Origin of the sequence: Pseudoalteromonas sp. 3D05, from assembly GCF_002723455.1 — a bacterium.
Taxonomy (GTDB): Bacteria; Pseudomonadota; Gammaproteobacteria; order Enterobacterales; family Alteromonadaceae; genus Pseudoalteromonas.
This window is the reverse complement of record NZ_PDUS01000011.1, coordinates 52,815-76,146: the sequence shown is the minus strand read 5'-3', so window position 1 is coordinate 76,146 and position 23,332 is coordinate 52,815. Positions and strand designations below refer to the sequence as shown.

Annotated in this window: 26 protein-coding genes; 10 read left to right on the top strand and 16 right to left on the bottom strand. The window is 40.5% G+C overall.

Annotation, left to right across the window (positions count from 1 at the left end; all coding sequences use genetic code 11):
- Positions 1–131: 131 nt before the first annotated feature.
- From CSC79_RS12435 to CSC79_RS12425, 3 genes are all read left to right on the top strand, one after another.
- Complete coding sequence (locus tag CSC79_RS12435) at positions 132–653, top strand: VC2046/SO_2500 family protein (protein ID WP_099296086.1); 522 nt, start codon at positions 132–134, stop codon at positions 651–653.
- 147 nt (positions 654–800) lie between these two features.
- Positions 801–1,109: a DUF6172 family protein gene (locus CSC79_RS12430; protein WP_099296085.1), complete on the top strand. Its 309-nt coding sequence runs from the start codon at positions 801–803 to the stop codon at positions 1,107–1,109.
- A gap of 240 nt (positions 1,110–1,349) precedes the next feature.
- Positions 1,350–1,937 carry a hypothetical protein gene (locus tag CSC79_RS12425; protein WP_099296084.1) on the top strand — a complete coding sequence of 196 codons (588 nt, stop codon included), beginning with the start codon at positions 1,350–1,352 and terminating at the stop codon, positions 1,935–1,937.
- A 64-nt stretch (positions 1,938–2,001) separates the two neighbouring features.
- Here the strand turns inward: CSC79_RS12425 and CSC79_RS12420 are convergent, their stop codons facing one another.
- A complete protein-coding gene (locus tag CSC79_RS12420; protein WP_099296083.1) occupies positions 2,002–2,241 on the bottom strand; it encodes an RNA recognition motif containing protein in 240 nt (79 codons plus the stop codon).
- A gap of 180 nt (positions 2,242–2,421) precedes the next feature.
- Between CSC79_RS12420 and CSC79_RS12415 the strand changes: the two genes are divergently transcribed.
- Positions 2,422–2,934, top strand: coding sequence for a YdcF family protein (locus CSC79_RS12415; protein WP_099296082.1), 513 nt, complete (start codon positions 2,422–2,424; stop codon positions 2,932–2,934).
- Positions 2,935–3,043: 109 nt separating this feature from the next.
- Entirely contained in the window at positions 3,044–3,307 is a 264-nt protein-coding gene (locus tag CSC79_RS12410) for a hypothetical protein (protein ID WP_099296081.1), read from the top strand.
- A gap of 63 nt (positions 3,308–3,370) precedes the next feature.
- Here the strand turns inward: CSC79_RS12410 and lipA are convergent, their stop codons facing one another.
- The 13 genes from lipA to leuS all read right to left on the bottom strand — a co-directional run bounded on the left by lipA (position 3,371) and on the right by leuS (position 16,065).
- Positions 3,371–4,336, bottom strand: coding sequence for a lipoyl synthase (gene lipA, locus CSC79_RS12405; RefSeq protein ID WP_058560555.1), 966 nt, complete (start codon positions 4,334–4,336; stop codon positions 3,371–3,373).
- Positions 4,333–4,986 (bottom strand): lipoyl(octanoyl) transferase LipB, encoded by a 654-nt coding sequence (lipB, locus tag CSC79_RS12400; protein WP_099296080.1) that lies wholly within the window; start codon positions 4,984–4,986, stop codon positions 4,333–4,335. Before lipB ends, lipA begins: the two co-directional genes overlap by 4 nt.
- A 19-nt stretch (positions 4,987–5,005) precedes the next feature.
- Positions 5,006–5,284 carry a DUF493 family protein YbeD gene (gene ybeD, locus CSC79_RS12395; RefSeq protein WP_099296079.1) on the bottom strand — a complete coding sequence of 93 codons (279 nt, stop codon included), beginning with the start codon at positions 5,282–5,284 and terminating at the stop codon, positions 5,006–5,008.
- 146 nt (positions 5,285–5,430) lie between these two features.
- Complete coding sequence (locus CSC79_RS12390) at positions 5,431–6,591, bottom strand: serine hydrolase (protein WP_099296078.1); 1,161 nt, start codon at positions 6,589–6,591, stop codon at positions 5,431–5,433.
- Between the two features lie 54 nt (positions 6,592–6,645).
- Positions 6,646–7,425, bottom strand: a complete 780-nt coding sequence (locus CSC79_RS12385; RefSeq protein WP_099296077.1) for a septal ring lytic transglycosylase RlpA family protein — start codon at positions 7,423–7,425, stop codon at positions 6,646–6,648.
- Positions 7,425–8,531 carry a rod shape-determining protein RodA gene (rodA, locus tag CSC79_RS12380; protein WP_099296076.1) on the bottom strand — a complete coding sequence of 369 codons (1,107 nt, stop codon included), beginning with the start codon at positions 8,529–8,531 and terminating at the stop codon, positions 7,425–7,427. The genes CSC79_RS12385 and rodA overlap by 1 nt, the downstream gene beginning before the upstream one ends.
- Positions 8,528–10,408 carry a penicillin-binding protein 2 gene (mrdA, locus tag CSC79_RS12375; protein WP_099296075.1) on the bottom strand — a complete coding sequence of 627 codons (1,881 nt, stop codon included), beginning with the start codon at positions 10,406–10,408 and terminating at the stop codon, positions 8,528–8,530. Before mrdA ends, rodA begins: the two co-directional genes overlap by 4 nt.
- Positions 10,409–10,413: 5 nt before the next feature.
- Positions 10,414–10,884 carry a 23S rRNA (pseudouridine(1915)-N(3))-methyltransferase RlmH gene (gene rlmH / locus CSC79_RS12370; RefSeq protein WP_002958522.1) on the bottom strand — a complete coding sequence of 157 codons (471 nt, stop codon included), beginning with the start codon at positions 10,882–10,884 and terminating at the stop codon, positions 10,414–10,416.
- Positions 10,885–10,920: 36 nt separating this feature from the next.
- The gene (gene rsfS, locus CSC79_RS12365; RefSeq protein ID WP_099296074.1) at positions 10,921–11,238 is read right to left on the bottom strand and encodes a ribosome silencing factor; all 318 of its coding nucleotides are present in this window, start codon (positions 11,236–11,238) and stop codon (positions 10,921–10,923) included.
- Positions 11,239–11,292: 54 nt separating this feature from the next.
- Positions 11,293–11,928 carry a nicotinate-nucleotide adenylyltransferase gene (nadD, locus tag CSC79_RS12360; RefSeq protein ID WP_099296073.1) on the bottom strand — a complete coding sequence of 212 codons (636 nt, stop codon included), beginning with the start codon at positions 11,926–11,928 and terminating at the stop codon, positions 11,293–11,295.
- A 15-nt stretch (positions 11,929–11,943) separates the two neighbouring features.
- Positions 11,944–12,981 (bottom strand): DNA polymerase III subunit delta, encoded by a 1,038-nt coding sequence (holA, locus tag CSC79_RS12355; protein WP_099296072.1) that lies wholly within the window; start codon positions 12,979–12,981, stop codon positions 11,944–11,946.
- The gene (lptE, locus tag CSC79_RS12350; protein ID WP_099296071.1) at positions 12,981–13,475 is read right to left on the bottom strand and encodes an LPS assembly lipoprotein LptE; all 495 of its coding nucleotides are present in this window, start codon (positions 13,473–13,475) and stop codon (positions 12,981–12,983) included. Before lptE ends, holA begins: the two co-directional genes overlap by 1 nt.
- Before the next feature lies 1 nt (position 13,476).
- On the bottom strand, positions 13,477–16,065 hold the full coding sequence (leuS, locus tag CSC79_RS12345) for a leucine--tRNA ligase (RefSeq protein WP_099296070.1): 2,589 nt from the start codon (positions 16,063–16,065) through the stop codon (positions 13,477–13,479).
- Positions 16,066–16,250: 185 nt separating this feature from the next.
- Here leuS and CSC79_RS12340 point away from each other — a divergent pair, with 185 nt between their 5' ends.
- From CSC79_RS12340 to CSC79_RS12330, 3 genes are all read left to right on the top strand, one after another.
- Positions 16,251–16,709 (top strand): zinc ribbon-containing protein, encoded by a 459-nt coding sequence (locus tag CSC79_RS12340; protein ID WP_099296069.1) that lies wholly within the window; start codon positions 16,251–16,253, stop codon positions 16,707–16,709.
- A gap of 74 nt (positions 16,710–16,783) precedes the next feature.
- Positions 16,784–19,201: an AAA family ATPase gene (locus CSC79_RS12335; protein WP_180270432.1), complete on the top strand. Its 2,418-nt coding sequence runs from the start codon at positions 16,784–16,786 to the stop codon at positions 19,199–19,201.
- Positions 19,198–19,674: an FKBP-type peptidyl-prolyl cis-trans isomerase gene (locus CSC79_RS12330; RefSeq protein ID WP_099296067.1), complete on the top strand. Its 477-nt coding sequence runs from the start codon at positions 19,198–19,200 to the stop codon at positions 19,672–19,674. The genes CSC79_RS12335 and CSC79_RS12330 overlap by 4 nt, the downstream gene beginning before the upstream one ends.
- 99 nt (positions 19,675–19,773) lie before the next feature.
- On the opposite strand, the gene CSC79_RS12325 is transcribed toward CSC79_RS12330, so the two are convergent.
- Together CSC79_RS12325 and CSC79_RS12320 are read right to left on the bottom strand one after the other, a co-directional pair.
- A complete protein-coding gene (locus CSC79_RS12325) occupies positions 19,774–20,295 on the bottom strand; it encodes a CIA30 family protein (protein ID WP_099296066.1) in 522 nt (173 codons plus the stop codon).
- A gap of 338 nt (positions 20,296–20,633) precedes the next feature.
- The gene (locus tag CSC79_RS12320; RefSeq protein ID WP_099296065.1) at positions 20,634–21,284 is read right to left on the bottom strand and encodes an NAD(P)H-binding protein; all 651 of its coding nucleotides are present in this window, start codon (positions 21,282–21,284) and stop codon (positions 20,634–20,636) included.
- A 195-nt stretch (positions 21,285–21,479) separates the two neighbouring features.
- On the opposite strand from CSC79_RS12320, the gene CSC79_RS12315 reads away from it, so the two are divergent.
- Positions 21,480–22,196, top strand: coding sequence for an enoyl-CoA hydratase/isomerase family protein (locus CSC79_RS12315; RefSeq protein ID WP_099296064.1), 717 nt, complete (start codon positions 21,480–21,482; stop codon positions 22,194–22,196).
- A 41-nt stretch (positions 22,197–22,237) separates the two neighbouring features.
- A complete protein-coding gene (locus tag CSC79_RS12310) occupies positions 22,238–23,269 on the top strand; it encodes an RDD family protein (protein ID WP_099296063.1) in 1,032 nt (343 codons plus the stop codon).
- Positions 23,270–23,332: the final 63 nt, after the last annotated feature.

Genomic DNA, 23,332 nt, shown 5'->3' with positions numbered 1-23,332 from the left:
GCCGCTCGGGAACCCCTCCAATGCAACGGCGCCGATAATAGCAAACTTATTATTTAAGTAAAGAAAAAAGCTAAAGAAATATCAAATAATGCCGATAAATATTTATTCAACAACATAATCGGCTAAAGTCTATGCAAATTGATGGATTGTTAATCACAGAGAGTCAACTCGACAATCGCCTTGCGAAAAGCGTGAGTGAATCGCGTCGTGGCGAGTTTGCGTTACTTTTAGCAATGCTATCTCATGATGCTCTGGATTTTAGTCAGTTTCATTTACCTAAAACCCCATTTGGCGCTGATGCAAAAGAATATGATGAATCCCAGCTGCGTGCTGAATTAGGGGCAGGACCTAAACAACCTCTCGCACCAGATGAGTTTGATATGCTGATTGGTGAACATAATGCACAACGTTTACAACAATCAGGTATGAGTGACATACGCTTACGTTGTTGTTTATCACCAGAGCCACTCGCTGTTCGAGATGATAAAAATCATATCCCACTTCATATCATTGATAACTGTGAACCCGTGGTTCGTAAGCGCCATCTAGATAAAGAAACTCAACTAGATAACCCCCAGATGGACGCAGCAGCCTTTTATGATAGCCTCAATAATGATTCCCTGCATCAGCCTCTTCACTTAGCGCAAGCATGACACTGTTTTGTAATAATTAACCGTTAACGTGATTTATTTCGTTAAGTGTAAAAAAAGCACCCAAAATTTAAATGCAGTTGCTATAATGGCTCAAGATGGGATTCAAAAAATACCATTATCATTAAACCAAGGTAATTTAGGAACGTAATGAAGAAAACATTCACGCTGAATCACGAGAAAATCAAATACCCTCGCATGGTTGACGCTGCAAAGCATGAAGTGAAAAAATATTTGAAAAGAGAGCGTAACAAAACGTTACCGTTCGATGCAGATTATTGGGCTTTTGATTGTAAGTTTGGTAACACAGCAGAAGAAGCACAAGTTGTGCATGTTGCCGAAATTAATAATTGTATCAGCGAAATTGAAAAGCAGGAGCTGGCATCTTTCTATGTAGAAATTTTGGCAAGACCTGCACAGCGCCAGTCGGCAGATTTTGATGATGAAGCTGATGATTAAACAATAAGCGTTTATTGTGTTAAAAGAGTGGGCTTAATTGCCCATTTTTTGTGCCTGAAACAAAACCAAATTTCAGGTATCCTAAGGTCTGTGACCTTTAAAGGTAAATATGTAGTCGTTTGTTTGATATTTTGCCAGCTTAGGGCCTGCGTGGTGAGGTTACTCTCCATAAATAAGTGATAATTCATCATCAATTACAGACAGACTCTAACAGTAACTTTAATAATAAAAGGATGTTGTATGTTTATTTCAGCTTTTTCTCTTATAGTTCTTAGCTCTGTGCTATCGGTGTCTTCAGTTTCGGAGCAAAATTGTCAGCAAGAGCTGCCTACAAGCATACTTAATGAAAAAGAGTGGCGCTTTGCCACTGATCCACATGGCAGTGAAGTGAAAGTGAAACAAACGCTCTTAACCGATGAACGCATTTGGATTTCGTTCAAACGAGTGCCAAGAGTGGATGCAAAAAATAACTCTTGGGTTGAGCTTATCTATGATCTTCCAAACCAAACAGTTGAAGGGAAATCAACTATTTTGCTGGAATATAAAAGCAGCAAAAATCTTGTTGTAAAGCTGTCTCAAAGGGATTATGGCGGGCAAGGTGATAAAAGTTATGCACACTACCAATATATTCTACCTGCACAAGCTCAGTGGGGTACCCACTGCGTTAATTTAGATGATTTTTCTAGACCAAGTTGGACGCCTGTGAATTCTATCGATAAGGGGATAATAAAAGAGCATGTGAGTGCAATTTACTTAGTACCAGATCTAAAGGATGAACTTGGTGGTGAAGCGACGATTGAAGTTAAAAATATTTCATTAAGACCTTAACTTTCAGCATAAGATCCTAGATACAAAAACCAGCAATAGCTGGTTTTTTGTCTAACGTGGGTTTTTAAGCATCAGCCAATTTAACACGGATCTTGTTTTTATCAACATTGCTCTGGTTTAAGGCTTTAATTGCCTCTTCAGCTTCTGATTCTATAGGCATTTCAACAAATGCAAAGCCCTTTGATTTACCCGTCTCTTTGTCTAATACAAGCGTGCATTCAGCAACTTTACCGTAGGCGGTGAATAATACACGAATGTCTTGCTCAGTCGTTGCGCGTGAAAGATTTCTAACTAATAATTTCATAATAAGCCATGATTAATATAATTATGCTAATTGTCGCAAGGAATGAACAATTGACCTAGTGATTAATTAAAAACCAAGTAAATATTTTATTAGTCATTGAAATAAATTCAATATTGCAACAAGCAACTAACTATTTGTTTTAATATATAGAATAAATAGAGCATAAAAGGAGGAACTTTGATGAGAGAAAATGATTCTTACGCCATTATTTTACTCGGCTCTCCTAATTGCAAAAGTGGGGAGTTATCTAAAATAGCAAAAAGTAGATGTGATAAAGCCTTTCAGTTATATACGCAAAACCCTAGTTGCAAAGTATTATGCACTGGTGGATTTGGCGAACATTTTAACACCAGCCCATTTGCCCACGGCGAACTAACCAAGGACTATTTAATAAAACAGGGGATTTCGCGAAACGCCTTTCTAGACGTAGCTTTAAGTCGATTTACATTTGAGGACGCAACAATGTCTCTGCCTATATTGACTGCTAATAATATAAAAAAAGCGACGATAGTGAGTTCTGAATTTCATATTAAACGTGTTGAATATGTGTTTAGTAATCTTATTTCTCATATTGAGTTAAATTACCTAGCTGCTACGACCCCTCTCGATCCAGCTGAGCTGGAATTGTTATATCAACATGAAGAAAAGGCCATGATCCGTGAAAAACAGAACATAGCAGGCACAAAAGTATAAACTATATTTATTGATTATATTGGATTAATTAGCCGTTTAATTGACATGTAAATGAAAAGGTCATACATTTATTTAACACAATGCGTGTTTATAATTTGAGGGACTAAATATGAAAACTACGATTTTGGTTTTAGCACTCACTGCGCTTGCTGGCTGTAATTCTACCACTTCGCAAGAAGATGAAAAGTTTTTACTGGTTGACAATAAAACAGGGCAGGTGACAAGCTTTCATAATTCAGCTAATGCATGTAAAAGTGCGATGATAAGACAGAATGTTCGCAATAAAGCGGATTGGTTAACATCAAAACCATCACCTTATAGCATGAATCCTACATTACCTAAAAACAGAGATTATGATGTCTGCATCAAATAATCTTAAGTAAACTAGATCTGTAAACACTACACCCTAAATGTTAAAGGGTGTAGTGTTTAAGTGTTACTTAACTTCTTTACCCGCGGCTTGTTGATCAGCGTGATAGCTCGAACGTACAAATGGACCTGAGGCTGCATGAGTAAAGCCAATTTCATCTGCATAATCTTTTAACGCATCAAATTCAGCTGGCGGTACATAACGCTTAACAGGTAAGTGATGTTTTGACGGTTGTAGGTATTGGCCTACAGTAAGCATATCGACATTATGCTCACGTAAATCGCGTAATACTTCTTCGATTTCGCTAATTTCTTCGCCTAAACCTACCATTAAACCAGATTTAGTTTTAACTTCTGGGTGCGCTTCTTTAAAGCGACGCAGCAACTCTAGTGACCATTTATAATCAGCACCTGGGCGAGCAAGCTTGTACAAGCGTGGCGCAGTTTCAAGGTTGTGGTTAAACACATCTGGTGGCGTCTCAATTAAGATCTCAAGAGCACGATCCATACGACCCCGAAAATCAGGCACTAATATTTCGATGGTAATGGTTGGATTATGTTTGCGGATTTCGCGAATGCAGTCAGCAAAATGTTGCGCACCGCCGTCACGTAAATCATCGCGGTCAACTGAAGTTATAACAACATAGCTTAACTTCATGTCTTTAATAGTTAGTGCTAGCTTCTCAGGCTCTGCGGCATCTGGTTTTAATGGGCGGCCATGGGCAACATCACAAAACGGACAACGACGAGTACAAATAGCCCCTAAAATCATAAAGGTTGCTGTACCATGGTTAAAACACTCTGATAGGTTAGGGCATGAAGCCTCTTCACATACTGAGTGTAAGCCGTGCTTACGCATTGCTTGTTTTATGCCGTCGATACGTTCAGTTGACTTTGGTAAACGTATTTTTAGCCACTCGGGCTTGCGCAACATTTCAGTTTTTTCAGTCGGTAATACTTTAACTGGGATCAACGCCATTTTTTCGGCGTCACGTAATTTTACCCCTGGTTCCATCTTGACTGGTTTATTCATTCGTTTTCAAACCCTTCAGTATGCTTAACCTGTGTAGCATTAAGCTTTGTGATCATGTGTTTTACAAGTCCATTACCTGCTTGCTCGAGGTTTTGTGGACCATCTAAATCAGTTGTCTGCACCATATTCATACCCGCATAACCACAGGGGTTAATACGTAAAAATGGGCTCAAATCCATACTTACATTTAAGGCCAAGCCATGAAATGAACAGCCGCGACGAACGCGAAGGCCTAACGATGCGATTTTACTATCATCTACATACACACCCGGTGCATCGGCTTTAGCGTATGCTTCAATATCATATTCTTTCAATGTATCGATAATACATTCTTCAAGCCAAGTTACTAATTCACGTACACCAATTTTTAAACGACGTAAGTTAAATAAAACATACATCATTTGTTGGCCTGGCCCGTGATAGGTCACTTGGCCTCCGCGATCAACTTTGATCACTTCAATATCGCCAGGTGCAAGTAAATGTTCTTCCTTTCCTGCTTGGCCTTGTGTGAAAACCGGTTCGTGCTCGACTAACCAGATTTCATCAGCAACAGCATCATCTCGAGTGTCGGTAAACTCTTGCATTTTTTGCCATATTGGCATGTACCGCTGGCGGCCTAATTGGCGCACGATTAACGTGTTTTCGCTCACTGCAATCTCCAATTAGGGTTTAAAGCATGTGACGAACGTCATCGATATTACTGATCACGTTGTAGATTTCTTCAATATGTTTGCCACTGGTCACTGTTGCAACAAAAGTCACAGACTCGTAAGTACCTTTACTGCTAGGCTTTACTTTAGGCGCGTAGTCACCAGGTGCAATTGGCTGTAACTTTTCAAGAATTTGGTCAGTTAAATTAACGTTTGCTAAGCCCATTACTTTGAAGGTAAACGGACAAGGGTACTCTAAGTACTCATCAAATTTAGTATTTTCTACAGGTGTAGCCACGACGATGACTCCTTACATAATGCGCTTATAACCGACTAATAACCCACACTCGACCTTGTAGGTTAGATATGAGGCGCATTCTAGCATTTTTCAGGCAAAAAAAAACGCCTTGCAGTGCAAGGCGCTTAGAATTATTAAATTAGCAATTACATAATCTGTAAACGTAAGTAATCATAAATTTTACTAAAGAAACTACCTTCCTCAACTTCTTCAAGCGTTACAAGAGGGTATTGTGCAATCTCTTCGCCTTCAAGTTGTAAAAACAAGGTGCCAACTTTAGTACCTTTAGTAAGCGGTGCCTCTAACGTTTTATCCAGCTCAAAATTAGCTTTTAAATTTTTACGTTGGCCGCGAGGGATAGTGATAGGAGTATCTTCTAAAATACCTAATGATACATTTTCTTTGTTGCCCATCCAAATGCGTTGCTCTGCAAAGCTATCACCTGCTTGATATGGTGTGATTGTTTCGAAAAATCGGAACCCGTAGTTTAAGAGCTTTTTACTTTCAACTTTACGAGCTCGTTCACTTGAAGTGCCCATAACTACAGCGATTAAGCGCATTTCGTCTTTGGTAGCAGAGGTGACTAAGCTGTACCCAGCTTCTGAAGTATGCCCCGTTTTGATACCATCAACATTCAGGCTTTCATCCCATAATAAAGAATTACGGTTATACTGCTTGATACCGTTAAAAGTGAACGACTTTTCAGCGTAAAAAGCATACTCCTCAGGAACATCACGAATAAGTGCTGCACCTAGTGTTGCCATATCGCGAGGTGTTGTGAAGTGCGCGTCAGTATCTAAACCATGACTGTTAATAAAATGCGTATTGCTCATACCTAACTTTTCAGAGTGAGCATTCATAAGGTCGGCAAATGCACTTTCACTCCCTGCAATGTGTTCAGCCATTGCTACGCATGCATCATTACCTGATTGAATGATAATACCGCGGTTTAAATCTTCGACGCTGACCTGCTTACCCACTTCAATAAACATTTTAGAAGATTCAGGGAAGTTTTTGGCCCACGCTTTTTCACTGACCGTAACCATGTCTGTTGGTGCAATATTGCCAGCTTTAATTTCTGTGCCGATAACGTAACTAGTCATCATTTTTGTTAAGCTAGCAGGTGCTAGACGAGTATCCGGCTCACCTTCGGCAATAACCTTACCAGTGGTAAAATCAACAAGGAAATAACCTTTTGCATTAATTTGTGGAGGCGCAGGGATGATCTGTGCAGTGGCAGAGAAAATGGCAGCAGAACAGACTAAGCCGCACACACCGTTGAGAATTTTGTATTTAATTGATTTCATCATACTCATTAATGGTTAAAGTTAAAGATTCGCGTTGTTCTCATTCTAAAGCGCTTACTGGCTGTAAAGCAAGAACGCGTTTTGAAATTGGTTTTGTTTTAATTTTTCTAGCACTTGCTGAGCTTCTTCAGCGTTTTTAATTGGTCCAAGTCGCAACCTATAAATGGCATCTTTTTCTACAATACTTGTAGGTAAATTATATTGTTGGCGCAGGGTTGAGGCAAGTGCTTCAATATTTGCTAATGTGCTTCCCGCTGCAACTTGAATATAACTAGGGCGTGTAGGCGAATGCGCTAGTGTAATTGCCTCAAGCTTAACCTTGGCTGTACCATGATTGTAATAACCAAGCTTATAAGCCGCTGCGTATGATAAATCTATGATTCTATCATCATGAAAAGGGCCACGATCATTGACGCGAACAATGGCAGATTTACCATTGGCGGTATTAGTGACTCGAACAAAGCTCGGCAAGGGCAAAGTTTTATGTGCTGCAGTCATGGCAAACATATCATAGATTTCACCGTTTGATGTGTGATAACCGTGAAATTTTCGGCCATACCACGAGGCTATTCCTTCTTCTTCGTAGCCCGTTTCATCTAGCATGGGGGTATAGCTTTTACCAAGTACAGTGTAAGGGCGGCCGGCGCTTGCACTTTTTATTACTTCAGTTACAACAGCATCCTGCATTTCTAAAACGGTTGGTGCACGTAAAGGCGCAGCATCATGCCTCATGCTATAACGACTACTGTGATCTGTTTTACTTCCTGAACTACTACAGCCGCTTACAATAAGCGCAATAAGCATCAGGCTTATATACTTCAACATCCACTTCATTATTTTAAAAGCATCCTCTTATCAGTGGCAATCGACATAATTATGCCAAAGCCAGCCATCAGTGTAACCATTGACGTTCCACCATAACTTATCAGTGGCAAAGGGACGCCGACAACCGGTAAGAGCCCAGATACCATACCAATGTTTACAAATACATAAACGAAAAAAGTAAGGGTCAGTGCACCTGCGAGCAACTTACCAAACGCATCTTGCGCATTGACGGCAATGTATAAACCGCGGCCTATAATAAATAAATACATACATAGCAGCAAACATACGCCAAACAGACCAAACTCTTCACTGAGAACTGAAAAAATAAAATCAGTGTGGCGCTCAGGTAAAAACTCGAGTTGTGATTGTGTACCTTGTAGCCAGCCTTTACCTTCAATTCCGCCAGAACCAATGGCTATTTTAGACTGGATTATATGATAACCAGAACCTAAAGGGTCACTTTCAGGATTAAATAAGGTCAGTACACGTTGCTTTTGATATGCATGCATTCCGTAATGCCAAAAAGGCCAAGCGGATAAGGTAACCAAGCCTGTTAAAAACCCAATTAGACGCCAACTTAGTCCTGATAAGAATATGACAAATATACCTGAACTTGCTATCAGAATAGATGTGCCAAGATCTGGCTGCTCCATTATAAGTAAAGTGGGTAAAATCACGATGGCAAAGCCAACCATTAAATGTAATGCTCTCGGAGGGAGGTGATTTCGCCCGATATACCATGCAACCATCATTGGGACGGCCAGCTTCATTAGCTCGGACGGTTGAAAGCGAGTGACTCCTAAATCCAACCAGCGCTGCGCACCTTTTGAGCTAACACCAAAAAGTATCACCCCAACCAACATGAGTAGCCCTAAGCAGTACAAAGGGATCACGAGCCGCTTCAGTGTCGCTGGGCTAAATTGCGCTAAGACAATCATCGCTATAACAGCTGCGGCCATGCGGGTAGCGTGGCGAAGCATCATTGCTTCATTTTGACCACTTGCGCTGTAAACAATAGTTAAACTAGCAACCATCATACAAACCAATGCAAGTAGCAGAGGTAAATCTAAATGTAATTTATCCCAAATAGACCGCTTATCATGTAATTGCATTATTGTTTAGCACTCCTTGCAATCGTTATGGGATTTGCTGAAAAATAATAATCCATTAACTGACGAGCAATAGGGGCGCCAACAGAGCTACCTCCACCGGTATTTTCTACCACCACTGAAACCACAATTTGAGGGTTTTTGTACGGGGCAAAACCAATATAAATTGCATTGTCGCGTTGTCTTTCTTTGAGTGACTCTGCATCGTAACGCTCACCTTGGGCGATACTGACTACTTGAGCTGTACCCGTTTTACCTGCCGGATCATAAGTTGCCCCCCTGAATGCTTTGTGAGCCGTTCCCGTTACTTTATGCACAGTATTATGCATTGCATCCAGGGCAATACGCCAGTGATCAGCATTTTTCAATTCAACGGGAGGCTTTTCTTCATTATTTATTTGCGTTACTTCATCTTCTTTTTTTGCAACTTGGACTAAGTGGGGTGGGAAATTACGGCCCTTATTAACGAGAATATTAGTTGCGTTTGCAATCTGCATAGGCGTGGCTGTCCAGTAACCTTGTCCAATTCCGACGGAAATAGTATCTCCTCGCCACCACGACTCACGAAAGCGGCCTTCTTTCCATTCTTTTGATGGTAAAATAGCGCTCGTTTCTTCGTGAATATCAATGCCTGTTAAATCACCGAAGCCAAATTGCGCCATAAAGTTGCTGATTTTAGTGATCCCCAAACGATAAGCCGTGTCGTAAAAATAGGTATCACATGACTCTTCAATTGCTTTGTAAACATCAACATGACCATGGCCCCAGCGCTTCCAGTCACGCCATTTGTGTTCAACATTGGGGATTTGAAAAAAACCAGGATCCCACATTTTTGTTTGCTCTGTTACTAAACCTTCTTCAAGAGCAAGTATAGCAAGGTGCGGTTTTACAGTTGATGCCGGTGCATATCGCCCTTGAGTTGTTCTATTTATAAGTGGGCGGTCGGGGTTTAGTAATGCTTTATAATTTTTACTACTGATACCATGGACAAACAAATTTGGGTCGTAGCTTGGGTTCGAATAAAGCGCCAAAACGCCACCGTCTTTTGCGTCCATCACCACAATTGCACCGCGCATGTCTTTTAATGCATGTTGTGCAATTTGTTGTAATCCAATATCGAGTGTTAACACTAAATCATGACCAGGTTCGGGTGGCGTCATACTCAGCGTTCGAATTACACGTCCTCGGTTGTTTACTTCAACACGCTGTGAACCTACTTGCCCATGTAACAGTTGTTCATAATACTTTTCAATACCAAGTTTACCAATGTCATGAGTTGCTCTGTAATTGGTGGCTTGATCATCCATTTCGAGCCTAGCGAGCTCTTTTTTGTTTAATTTAGCAACATACCCAAGCGCATGGGTCAGCGTGTCGGCATAAGGGTAGTAACGAGCAAGACGGGCCTCAATACTAAAACCAGGGAATTTATGCTGGTTAACCGAGAATTTAGCGACTTCAGATTCGTTCAGTCGCGCTTTTAATACTTGGCTTTTAAAGCGGCGGTTATGCTTGATGTCGTTAAGAAAGTCATTTTTTTGCTGATCAGAAATAGCGATGAGTTGACTAATGGCTGCTAACGAGTCATCAAGGTTCTTAACATCTTCGGGTATAACTTCAAGGTTATAAACAGGCTTGTTTTCGGCAAGAAGGACACCATTTCGGTCATATATAAGACCTCTATTGGGTGCAATTGGAATAACCTTTATGCGATTGTCGTTCGAACGCGTTTGATAATCTTGGTGATCATCAACTTGGATGGTGTACAAATTTGAAAGTAATATAGCGACAAGAATAGTAACGAAAACAAAACCCACAAATGCGCGACGTGCAAACAGATTAGCCTCTGCTGAGTGATCTCGAATTGTGGGTCTTCGTTTGAGCATGTTGATTACTCGCGATGATAAGGATGGTTATTGTTTAAACTCCATCCTCGATACAAGCTTTCAGCTACAATAATGCGCACTAATGGGTGCGGCAAGGTCAAGTTCGATAATGACCACTTTTGTTCGGAGGCTGCAATACATTCTGGTGCTAATCCTTCCGGACCACCAATCAACAAACTTACATCGCGGCCATCCAGTTGCCACTTTTCCATATTTTTTGCTAGTTGGTGTGTATCAAGTGCTTTGCCGGTGACTTCAAGTGTCACAATACGATTACCTTTAGGTATTGCCGCAAGGGTTTTTTCGCCTTCGATATGTAAAATCCGCTTTATGTCGGCATTTTTTCCGCGCTTTCCGGCTGGGATTTCAATAAGTTCTAATGCCATATCTTTTGGAAAGCGACGCTGGTATTCTGCGAACCCGGTCTCTACCCACGCTGGCATTTTTGTACCAACGGCAATCATTTGTATTTTCACGCGTGTCCTTCCAAACTCAGTTTAAATAAAGGGCTATTAGCTCCAGAGCTTTTCTAGGTCATAGTAGCTACGTGCTTGATCTTGCATCACGTGTACGACTACATCACCTAAATCTACCAGAACCCATTCGCCTTCATTTTGACCTTCGTATCCAAGAGGCTCTTCACCGGCATGACGGGCTTCTTTAGCAACATGATCAGCAATTGATTGCACATGACGTTTAGAGTTACCTGAACAAACAAGCATGTAGTCAGTAATGTCAGAGTTGCCTTTTACATCAATCTGAACCACATCACGGGCTTTCATATCGTCAATTTTGTCTAGTGCAAAGGCGAGTAGTTGTTTCGAATCCAAAGTGTTATCTCATTAAAAAAGGGAATAGCTGTTATTTTATCACGCTGGTGATTTTTATTCACCACTTAGATAAAGTTGATGATCGTATATGTACTGACTCACCGCAGTAGGAAGAAGTTCCTCACACGATTGGCCTTTTTTTAGTTTTTTTCGAATATCGCTCGACGCAATATCCATCATTTGACCAGGTAAGAAATACAGTCTCCCAGCACGTTCAGAGCGAAGCGTGTCAGATGATGTTGTAAGGGCCTTTTTTTTATAATCAATAAGCTGCGTGCTCAAATTAATATTTTGATTAGGGCGTTGAAAGACAACAAGGTGACAAAGCTGTGTAATTGCTTGCCATTCAAACCATTTATCAAGCGTATTAAACGAATCAAGGCCAATTAAAAATAAAATGGGTTCGTGAGGGTATTCATTGCGTAATTCTTTTAAGCTCAATAGCGAATAAGAGGGTCCTTGGCGTTTTAGCTCACGCAAGTCGAGTGAAAAATAATCATAAGGTTCAATAGCAGCCTGTAACATTGCAATGCGATCTTCGTTGCTGATCCCTGGTATTGCTTTATGTGCAGGAATGGCACATGGCATAAATTGTAAATAACGAAGGTTCAAGTGCTCAACACATTGCTTAGCCATATTGATATGGCCTAAATGAATGGGGTCGAATGTACCACCAAATAGTGCAATCATTTTGGCTCCTAATTTTTAAACAAGTGGGTGAGCGGGGAGAGCAACATCAACCGGTTGGCAAAAAACGAGGCATATATGCGCCAGAGCTTGGTATGGTTTAATCAAGGTGCCTTGCTTATAACTTGCATCAAATTGTGCGAGCAAACTGATCAGATGCTCAAGTGTTTGTATAGATAAGCGGTTTAGCGCTTGATTAACAGGCCCTTGCTGGTTTTTCCAAATCGCTTTTTGTTTAAATAAACTGGTTAAACTCTCGCCTTGTAATAGGCCTAATTGCAAACTCAATAGTGTATTTGCTTCTTTGTTTATAGCCCATAAAATAGTGACCGCTTCAGTATTATGATCTGCAAGCTTGGTGAGAATTTTAATTGCTTGGCGGTTATTACCTTGCAAGAGTGCATCACTTAAATCGAAAATATCGAATTTAGCTTGATTAAGTAAACCTTGAAGTACCAATTGTTGATCAATAAGCGCATTTCCGTGAAGCAATGATAGTTTTTCAAGCTCTTGAAAACAAGCGAGTAAATTACCTTCAGTTGCATCAATCAGTGTACGTTTAGCATCATTTTGCATATTAATTGATAAACGGTTGCACTGCTCATCGAGCCAACGTTGTAGGTGATTGCCAGATAATGGGTAGCAAGGGACAAATACACCGTTTTTATCTAGCGCTTTAAACCATGCACTGCGCTGAATTTCTTGGCTTGCTTTGGCGCCAGTTACTATTAGAAGTGTGTCGGGGTTATTGAGTTCAACCAGTTTTTTAAATGTTTGGCTGCCAACAGTGCCAGGTTTTTGATAATTGAGATCAAGCTCAATTAAAGTACGAGCACTAAATAACGACATACTTTGATATTGCGCGATTAATTCTTGCCAATCAAAGCCGGGCATCAATGTAAATTTTATGACTTCGTCAAAGCCTTGCTGCTTGGCTTTTGAGCGAATTTGTTGTGCGCATTGCGCTATTTGAAAAGGCTCTTCACCAAACACTAAATAAAAAGGCTGGAGTGCTTTATTTAATTCACTCGATAATTGGTTAGCGTAACAGCGCATTATAGTTGTGACAACTCTCGTACTATCCGACGACTTGCTTGCTTACGTATTTCATTAAGCAATAAATCAAGTTCTTTGGCTTTCGCAAGTGCGTTATCTGGGTCATCTTGGTAATTGCGGTATAGCTCAAAACTTTGCTCGATTGGATCAAGGCCTGGGCGTTTTAGGGTGTATGCAACACTGTAAGCGAGTTCGTATTCAGCCACCTGGCCATTTTTAAATAACGACAAAATCTGGCGCTCTAAACGGTCTTTAGACAAATATAGTTGTGCAACATTTTTTGCAGGTTCTGATTGCAATTCAACTTTGCTTAAAGTGAGTTCTTTTTCAAGGATGGCAAAAAGAGCTGACTTTTCATCATCCCCATGAAGAGTCATGATTTTTAAGTCATCAGGTAAGCTCGACGCTTTTTTTAAGTGAAAGCCACAGCTGGTAAGTAAAAAACAGACTAGCACTAAGGCTAGTCCGTTTTTAAAGGCATTGAATGATGCCATATTAGTTAGCAACCACGTTGAGTAGTTTACCTGGTACGTAAATCACCTTACGAATGGTTACACCATCGGTAAACTTAGTTACGTTAGATTCTGCAAAAGCAAGTGCTTCAACTTGCTCTTTAGTTGCATCAGCAGGCACGGTTAATTTTGCACGTAACTTACCATTTACCTGCACGATGATAAGCTTTTCATCTTCAACCAAAGCAGATTCGTCAACTGTAGGCCAAGCAGCATCAAGAATGTCGCCTTCTTTACCAAGCTCTTGCCATAATTGATGTGACAAATGCGGTGTGATTGGTGCAAGCATAATTAATAGTGCTTCAAGTGCTTCGTTAGCAATCGCTACATCTTGTTTATCGGCCAGTGGTGCTTTTAACAATTTGTTAGAGATTTCCATGATAGCTGCAATCGCGGTATTGAATGTTTGACGACGTTCAACATCATCTGTCACTTTTGCAATCGCTTTGTGTAGCTCACGACGAAGTACTTTTTGTGGGTTGGTTAGCGCTGATTTATCAAGTGCTTGGTAACCTACTGTGTTTACATCAACCGCGTATTTCCAGATACGTTTAATGAAACGATGTGCGCCTTCTACACCTGAATCAGACCATTCAAGTGTTTGCTCTGGTGGTGCGGTAAACATCATAAATAAACGGACTGTATCTGCGCCATACTGCGCGATAACTTGTTGTGGATCGATACCGTTATTTTTCGACTTTGACATTTTGCTCATGCCTGATGAGAACACCGGCTCGCCATCGTCTTTGTGCCATGCTTTAGTTACACGGCCTTTGTCGTCTGTTTCGGTTTCAACGTCACTAGGTGAAATCCAAATGTCGCCGCCTTTTTCATCTTTACGATAGAAAGTTTCAGCCAGTACCATACCTTGACAAAGTAAGCGGTCAAATGGCTCATCTGAGTTTACTAAACCAAAGTCACGCAATAATTTATGGAAAAAGCGCGAGTATAATAAGTGTAAAATAGCGTGCTCAATACCACCAATGTATTGGTTTACTGGTAGCCAGTAATTAGCCGCTGCAGGGTCTAACATACCTTCATCATGGCGAGGGCTACAGTAGCGTGCATAATACCAAGACGATTCCATAAAGGTGTCGAAGGTATCTGTTTCGTGAAACGCAGGGGCACCGTTAACGGTGGTTTTAGCCCACTGTGGATCTGCTTTGATTGGTGACGTTACACCATTCATGACCACATCTTCAGGTAGGCGAACTGGTAGCATATCTTCACTAGCAGCAAGTTCATTGCCGTCTTCATCGCTAAGCATTGGGATTGGTGAACCCCAATAACGCTGGCGGCTCACACCCCAGTCACGCAGGCGGAAGTTTACTTTACGCTCGCCTACGCCAAGTGCTTCAAGCTTATCTGCAACCGCATTAAATGCACTGTCAAACTCAAGGCCATCAAACTCACCAGAGTTCACTAATACGCCTTTGTCTGTGTAAGCTTGTTGGTCAAGGTTTACTTCAAGTTCAGAGCCTGTAACAGGTGCGATAACTTGTTTAACGTCTAGGCCATAGGCTGTTGCGAATTCATAATCACGTTGATCGTGTGCAGGTACTGCCATTACTGCGCCAGAGCCGTAATGCATAAGTACAAAGTTAGCGACCCAAATTGGCAGTTTTTCACCCGTTAATGGATGAGTTGCATAAAAACCTGTTGCGATGCCTTTCTTTTCCATCGTTGCCATGTCTGCTTCAGCAACTTTAGTGTTTTTACACTCTTCAACAAACATTGCTACAGCGTCGCTATTTTTAGCCGCTTCTTGAGCAATAGGATGCGCGCCTGCAACTGCAAGATAAGTCACACCCATAAACGTATCTGGGCGAGTTGTGTATACGCTAAATTTTTCGTTGTTATCTGTGCGAGTGAACTCGATATCTAAGCCTTCAGAGCGGCCAATCCAGTTACGCTGCATGGTTTTAACTTGCTCAGGCCAATCTTCTAGTTTGTCTAAGTCGTCAAGTAGCTCTTGTGCATAGTCAGTAATTTTAATAAACCACTGTGGGATTTCTTTTTGCTCAACCACGGCACCAGAGCGCCAACCGCGACCATCAATAACTTGTTCGTTTGCAAGTACAGTTTGGTCAACTGGATCCCAGTTTACCGTTGACATTTTTTTGTACACTAAGCCTTTTTCATAAAGCTTAGTGAAAAACCATTGTTCCCACTTGTAGTAATCAGGGTGACATGTAGCGATTTCACGATCCCAATCATAACCAAAACCTAATTGCTTGAGCTGGGTACGCATGTAATCAATGTTTTCGTAGGTCCATTTTGCAGGCGCTGTTTTATTTTTAATTGCCGCATTTTCTGCTGGTAGACCAAACGCATCCCAACCCATAGGTTGCATTACGTTTTTGCCTTGCAAGCGTTGGAAGCGAGAAACAACATCACCAATGGTGTAGTTACGCACATGACCCATGTGGAGTCGGCCGCTAGGGTATGGGAACATAGAAAGGCAATAATACTTTTCTTTACTCTCATCTTCAGTGGCTTTAAATACTTGGTTTTCTTCCCAATATGCTTGGACTTTTGACTCTATATCTTGTGGGTTATATTGCTCTTGCATCTATGATTCCAGACTTCTTGCAAACTAGTAAAAAATTGCCGAATAGGATACCCCAAAAATAGTACTAATCACAGCGGCAAATAAGCGGATTTTATAAATTCATGACTTAATTAGTTTTCAGGGCAGGTTAACCTATACTTGTTCAAGGTAAACACTGATTTAACGTAGTTTTAAAGGAGTACATAATGGCTGATTATAAAGCATGGTTAACAGATTTAAGTGCCTGGTTAAAAGATGTAAAAGAGCACGAGCTTAAAGGTGCAATGGATAAGTTTGTTGAATCTGAACAAGCACTCAAGCAATTAGGTCAAGAAAAGCTAACGCTGTACCGCGAATACTTAAAACGTGACATTGAACACATTAAAGAAAACGACAATCACTATGATTCACTTGCATGGCAAGAGCTTAAGGAATCTTTGTGGTTTGAACTTTCACACATAGAAGATAAAACCCAACTAGAATGGCACGCATTAAACCAAGATTTTAAGCATAATGGCGTTTATCACCAAGGTGAATGGATAGCCATGGGCACATTAGTATGTAAGAATTGCAGCCATAGTTATGATATTTATCATGCCACGCAAATTAGAGCTTGTTCGCAGTGCGACGGTATCTATTTTTCTCGTAAGGCATTACAACCATAAAATAGTGGGTTGGCTCATCGCTTTGCCGCTATTAAAATTAATCAGCTGATGTGCTGATACAAAAAGAAGTTAGAATGACGAAAAAACTGCTGCCATTACCTGTGTCTGCGTTAGCGCCGACTATCTCACTCAATCATGTGCAATCGTGCATGAATAATCCGTATCCTGAAACCTTGACTTTTATCGGTCAACAGCGCGCTCAAAGTGCGCTGGATTTTTCATTGGGGATGGAGCTTCCCGGTTACAATGTGTATGTCATGGGGGAAGCTGCCCATGGTCGCTTTACTTTAGTAAAAGATAAATTAGAGGCGCACAGTAAAGGCCGCCCGACGCCAAATGAGTGGTTGTACGTTAATAATTACGATGATCACCGTGAGCCAATCGCGATGTTTTTACAAGCAGGGCAAAGTAAGCAATTGGCCGATGATATCGACTCGTTTATTGATGAAGTGCTCGACACTTTTCCGGCAGCATTTGATAACCCAGCTTATCAGCGTAAAAAGAAAAAAATAGACCGTGAGTTTAATGACGCCTATGACGCGGCAATCACCGAAGTTGAAATTGCTGCACTTGAACAGAGCGTTGCTTTAATTGAAGAAAAAAGCGTAGTGGGGTTTGCTCCGTTAGTGAATGGCAAGCAGTTAAGTGATGCTGAATTTGCAGCCCTTGATGATGATTTACGCGAGCAATTTTATGAGGTTATCGAAAAACTAGAAGATGCCTTAATCGAAGCATTAATAGAGTTACCGCGTTGGAAACGTGAGTCCTCAGAAAAACTACGGAATTTAAAAAAGTCCACTGCAGAGCTGGCGACTAAACCCTTATTAAAAGATTTAGAACATAAATACGCTGCTCATATCGGCGTGCTACGTTATTTAAAAGACATTCGAGTTGAAATTATTGATGCCGTTCTTGAATGGCTTGACGACGAAGATGTCAGCGAAGAAAACAAAGAAGACTTTGATAGCAAAGGCATGTTGACCGACTTTTTTGCGCCCAATATTTTGGTCGAATTTAAAGAAGGCGATGCAGCGCCGGTCGTCTATGAACCCAACCCAACGTTTGGCAATATCTTTGGCAAGATAGAGTATGCCGCGTCGCAAGGTTCGTTGATCACTAGCTATCGCTCAATTCAGCCAGGGGCTCTTCACCGTGCTAATGGCGGCTATTTGATTATGGATGCCGAAAAAGTCATGGCTAACCCACAAGTGTGGGATGGCTTAAAGCTGTCATTAAAAACGCATCAGATTAAAAATGACCTACCATATCAAGACAGTGCTGTAGGCAGCAGTTTTACACTTCGTCCGCAGTTAATACCCCTTGATGTGAAAATTATTTTGCTAGGCTCACGAGATTTGTACTACACCATTGGTGAGTACGACGAAGAGTTTGCTGAATTATTTAGAGTGTTGGCGGACTTTGATTACTACTTACCTAGTAGTGACAAACTGCAATATCAGTTTATCACTAAAGTGACTGAGTATTGCCTAGATACGCTAAAGTGTAGTTTGACCGAATCAGCTATGGTTAGACTACTTAAGTTTAGTTATCGCCAAGCTGAACACCATAATAAACTATCAGCGCGTTTTGCTGACGTGCTAGAGCTTGTGGCAGAAGCCAGCTTTTACACCAAACAAGATAATTTAAGCTTAATTGATGCTCATCATATTGATGAAGCAATTGAAGGTAAGCAATACCGCACAGGGCAAATTAGCGAAAACATGCTCAGCGACATTAAAGAAGGGCACACCCTAATCGCTACTGACGGCCAAGCCGTGGGTAAAGTGAATGGCCTAACTGTATTACACATTGGTGATACATCATTTGGTACGCCTGCACGTATTACTGCCACAGTATACGCTGGGGCTGATGGCGTAATTGACGTAGAACGTGAAGCGGAGCTTGGTAAAGCAATCCACTCTAAAGGGGTCATGCTACTTACCGGTTACTTGGGCAATAAGTACGCTCAGCAATTTAGTTTAACGCTCAGTGCTAATATCGCTATCGAGCAAAGCTATGGGTATATAGATGGTGATAGCGCGTCATTGGCTGAGTTATGTGCGCTGATTTCGGCAATTACTAACCTACCAATAAGCCAATCAATTGCACTAACAGGCTCAATTAACCAACATGGTGATGTACAAGCCATCGGTGGCGTAAATGAAAAAATAGAAGGCTTTTTCAAACTCTGTAAAATGCGTGGTTTAACGGGTCAGCAAGGTGTGATTGTGCCTAAATCGAACCAAGTTAACTTGGTACTCGATGATGAAATACTTACCGCTGTTGAACGAGGTAAATTTCACATTTATGCCGTCGAAACAGTTGATCAAGCTCTTAACGCATTAATGGATATTGACGCTGGTGAGCTGGTTGATGGTCATTACCCTGAAGATTCCGTTAATGGCATTGCCTTAGCGCGATTAAATAATATTGCCGATATCGTCAATGGCGATAGTGACGAAGACGAAAAAGAACAGAGTGAAGAATCATGATTAATATTATTTTAGTGATAATTATCGCTATATTTTGCTACTTAATCTTTCAAAACAGTAAAAAAGTTAAGCAACAATCGCTTGCTAATGCGCAGCTTGGCAGTGACTTTTTAGCTACCAACACTAAAGTTGAAGGCATAACAGAGACAGCTTCAGGGCTACAATACAAAATTGAGTACAGCAGTGGCTCTGATGTAAAACCTAACCCTAAAAGCATGGTGAACGTTCACTATCATGGCACCTTGCTTGATGGCAGTGTTTTTGACAGTTCAGTTGAGCGAAACAGTCCGATTAGTTTTGGCTTACACCAAGTAATAAAGGGGTGGACTGAAGGCTTACAATTAATGAGCGAGGGCGATAAATACACCTTTTATATTCCACACCAATTAGCTTATGGTGAAAAGCGTGTAGGGAACATTCCTCCTACGTCTTTACTTATTTTTGAAGTTGAATTATTAAAGGTAGAGTCGTAAAAGTAGCCATATAAAGCGCTTTTATGGATGTTACTTACTCATGGGCTGAATATATATAATCAGCCCTTATTTATAGCCTAAACAATTTAATAAATAATACTACCCACTAAAAGCAATTTCACTAATTTCTAATTTAAACTCACCTTGTTGTTTTTCAGCAATCATAAAACCCAACTGACTAATTTTTAAAAAGTTAATAGTTGGTTGTTGTTCAAGCTCTCGTCCACGAAAGGTCAAAATAAAATCACTGGGTGAAAATGTAAAAACCTGCCATTGGTCTTTTTGTGTATCAAACGAAACCGTATAAGCAGGGCCATCCATATATTGATTTGTTCTTAAACGAAGTTGATAAGTTTTGCCATCACCTTTTACGCGCAATGCAATCTGTTTAGAAGGTTCATTTTCTGTATTGATGATAGTGCGTACAGAGGCAAAGCCGCCATTATTCTCAAGTGACACAGTTCCTGCAAAGACTAAGTGGTTATTCTTTTCGTAAACTTGACTAGTCGAAAGCCCGCCCATGACCGAATCATTTACACTGTACCAATTTGGAATGGCATCGACATCGCTAGGTGCTAAAAGCACGCCCGCAGATAACAAAGGTACCAAGTGAGTCTTCATACTAAATCCTTACGCGTTAAGTATTTAACCTGAATTCTGGATAATAAATCTATCTCCAGCAGCTACTTTCAACGCTAACTGCGTTGAATTTACTTGCAATAGGCTAGCTATTGATGCGTAAATTCGTCTTGTTATCGCTAAAAGTCTCCGGCTGGAGACTAATAAAATATATTTTGTGATTTAATATCAATGCATTAGTACATCTCTTAACCAGAGTTCAGGTTATTTAGTAAAACAATACGTAATATGGGATAAATGGTTCAAATTAATAGCTAATTCTCACAGACGAGATGTTTGTAAAATTAGATAAGTTATTTGTTTTGTAAACAGAGCAATCGTTATTGATCAAATAATGCATCCAGCGTGAAATACTCAACACCATGACCCGATTGCATACTGATCTGAGATAGCTTGATTGCAACTTGTTGCCCTGTAATAGGCCTGTATTTCTTTAGTCCCGGGATCACACACAGCAGAGGTAACAAAACACTACCAAGCTTTTCTGCAAAGCGAAAATCATTAGTGCGCTTACCCAGCAATAACGAAGGTTGGATAATACTAATACGTTTAAATGAAAGGGCTTTTACAGCATCTTCCAGTTCACCTTTCATCTTTAAATAAGCGCTATTACTGTTTGCATTTGCACCACTTGAGGACACCAGTAAATAGTGTTCTACCTCCATTTGTGCAGCAAGCTGAGCGACATGAAGTTGATAATCAAAATCAACTTTTCGCTGCGCATCAACTGAGCCCGCCGTTTTTTTAGTTGTGCCCAAGCAAGAAAACAATATATCAGCGTTAAATAGAGTGGAGTATTGAGATAGGTTATCAAAGTCAATAACATGATTAATCACTTTATCGCAGTGATAGTTAACAGGTCGGCGTGTTAAAGTAACGACCTTAGTGATATGAGTTGCCTTAGTTAATTGCTTAACTAAATGACTACCCACTAAACCTGTTGCGCCAATGACTAATGCTACTTTTCCCATATCATTCACTCCTTTTTTATCAGATGATTCGGCGAGCATTGTCATAGATATTTGAACGTAAGACAAACTATTCAATAGTTAAAGTAAACCTCAGGCTAGAAACCCAAACATTATTCATGGCATGATAAGACATAGCCCCTTGAAAGCATGAAGGGATAATCCAATAAAAAGAATAATTTCTAATAAGGCACTTTTATGAGTTTGATGACATTAACCACTCAAGGCAGCGTTGCGGTTATTACATTGACAGAGGGTGAAAACCGTCAAAACCCACAGTTTGCTAAACAATTAAAACATACCCTTGCAGAGGTTGTTGCAAACGATGATCATAAAGCATTAGTCATTACGTCAAGTGATGAAAAAAGCTGGAGCTTGGGTATTGATACTGATTGGTTGATGCCCGCGATGAAAGCGAACAAGGCCGATGAAATACGTGGCTTTATGTATGACATGGACGATATTTTTAAAACGTTACTACTTTTTCCAATGCCTGTGATTGCGGCGATTAATGGTCATGCGTTTGGCAATGGAGCTATCTTAGCCTGTGCGTGCGACTTTAGATTTATGCGAAGCGATCGTGGGTTCTTTTGCTTCCCTGAAGTTGATTTATCTATTCCATTCTTACCTGGAATGATAGCTTTTGTGAAAAAAGCGCTACCTTACTACCGTTTTAATGAGATGAAGTTAACAGGTCGTCGTGTTGCGGGTGAAGAGCTGGCAAGAGACCACGTTGTTGAAAAGGCAGCAAAAGACAACGATACCTTGCTTGCTGATGTAATGGAATTTGCTACAACATTTGATAAAAAGCGAGCTATTTTTGCAGAGCATAAAAAACGCCTGCACAAAGAAATAATTCAGATTATTGATGAAGAAAATAAACCGTATATTGATAACCTTTCATTGATGGTTTAGTTGTACAACAGGAAATCGCTAGTTAAAGGATATAGGCGTTTATGAAAGTAAAAGAAATGGAAGAGTTAGCTTTAACACGAGCAGAAACCAAGGAAGTTATAACGCCTTATGCATTTAAAATTGATCAAGCATTATTAGGCTTGCCATTGGCCTCACCCACAAGACGGGCGTTAGCGATGCTAATAGATGTAATGTTAATTTTTCTTGCGGCAAAGCTCAGTGCTGCTTTAATTGCATTTGTCGCTACAGTGGCTTTTTATAAAGGCACTGCGCAAAAACACTTACCTAAAATGAACTCGCTTTGGCGGCGAATATTAAAACTAACGGCTGCTACTTTGCTGTTCTTCAGCTCGCTGTATTTATTGTCAGTAGCAATTGATTACTTTGATGGTGACACTGTTGGCGAAACGGCGACTATTCAACAAGATATAATATTAGATCCAGAAGAAATACAGGCTGTTAATACGTATTTAAAACAGACCCAAGATGCACAGCTGTGTGATCAAACGTGTCAGGCAACTGAGCTGGCTAGTTTAGTATCTCAAGTAGCAAAGCTAACTGAACTAAATGAGCTCAGCGAAGTTAACGAAATTGAACATATTAATATGGCGAAAGGGCTGTTGGATTTGATCATCGAGGCAAGCGAGCAATCACATGATGAACAGTTATTAGAGGAAACTGAATCTATAGAGCCTCAGGCAAACTCATCAACATCTCATAGTATTTTAAAGTGGGGTATAGGGATTATAGAGGATTTAGGTCTAGGCTTTGGCTGGGCAGCTATTTATTTCACTTTGTTTGCTCTTTTATGGAAAGGGCAAACGCCGGGTAAAAAAATATGTAATATTCGTGTTGTGGCATTGAATGGGGAGCAGTTAGGTTTACTAGATTGCTTTGGTCGTTACGGTGGTTATGGCGCAGGCTTTGCAACCGGTTTATTGGGGTTCTTACAAGTATATTGGGACCCAAATCGTCAAGCCATTCAAGATAAAATATCAGCGACAGTTGTTATAAAAGGGAGTATGAATCAGCCCGTAAATATACAAACAATAGAAGAAGCGGTCAGTGAATAATTTTAAAAACGCGTAAATATAATAGCACCGCTGCTATGTGGTTTTTGCCATAAATGACAACCT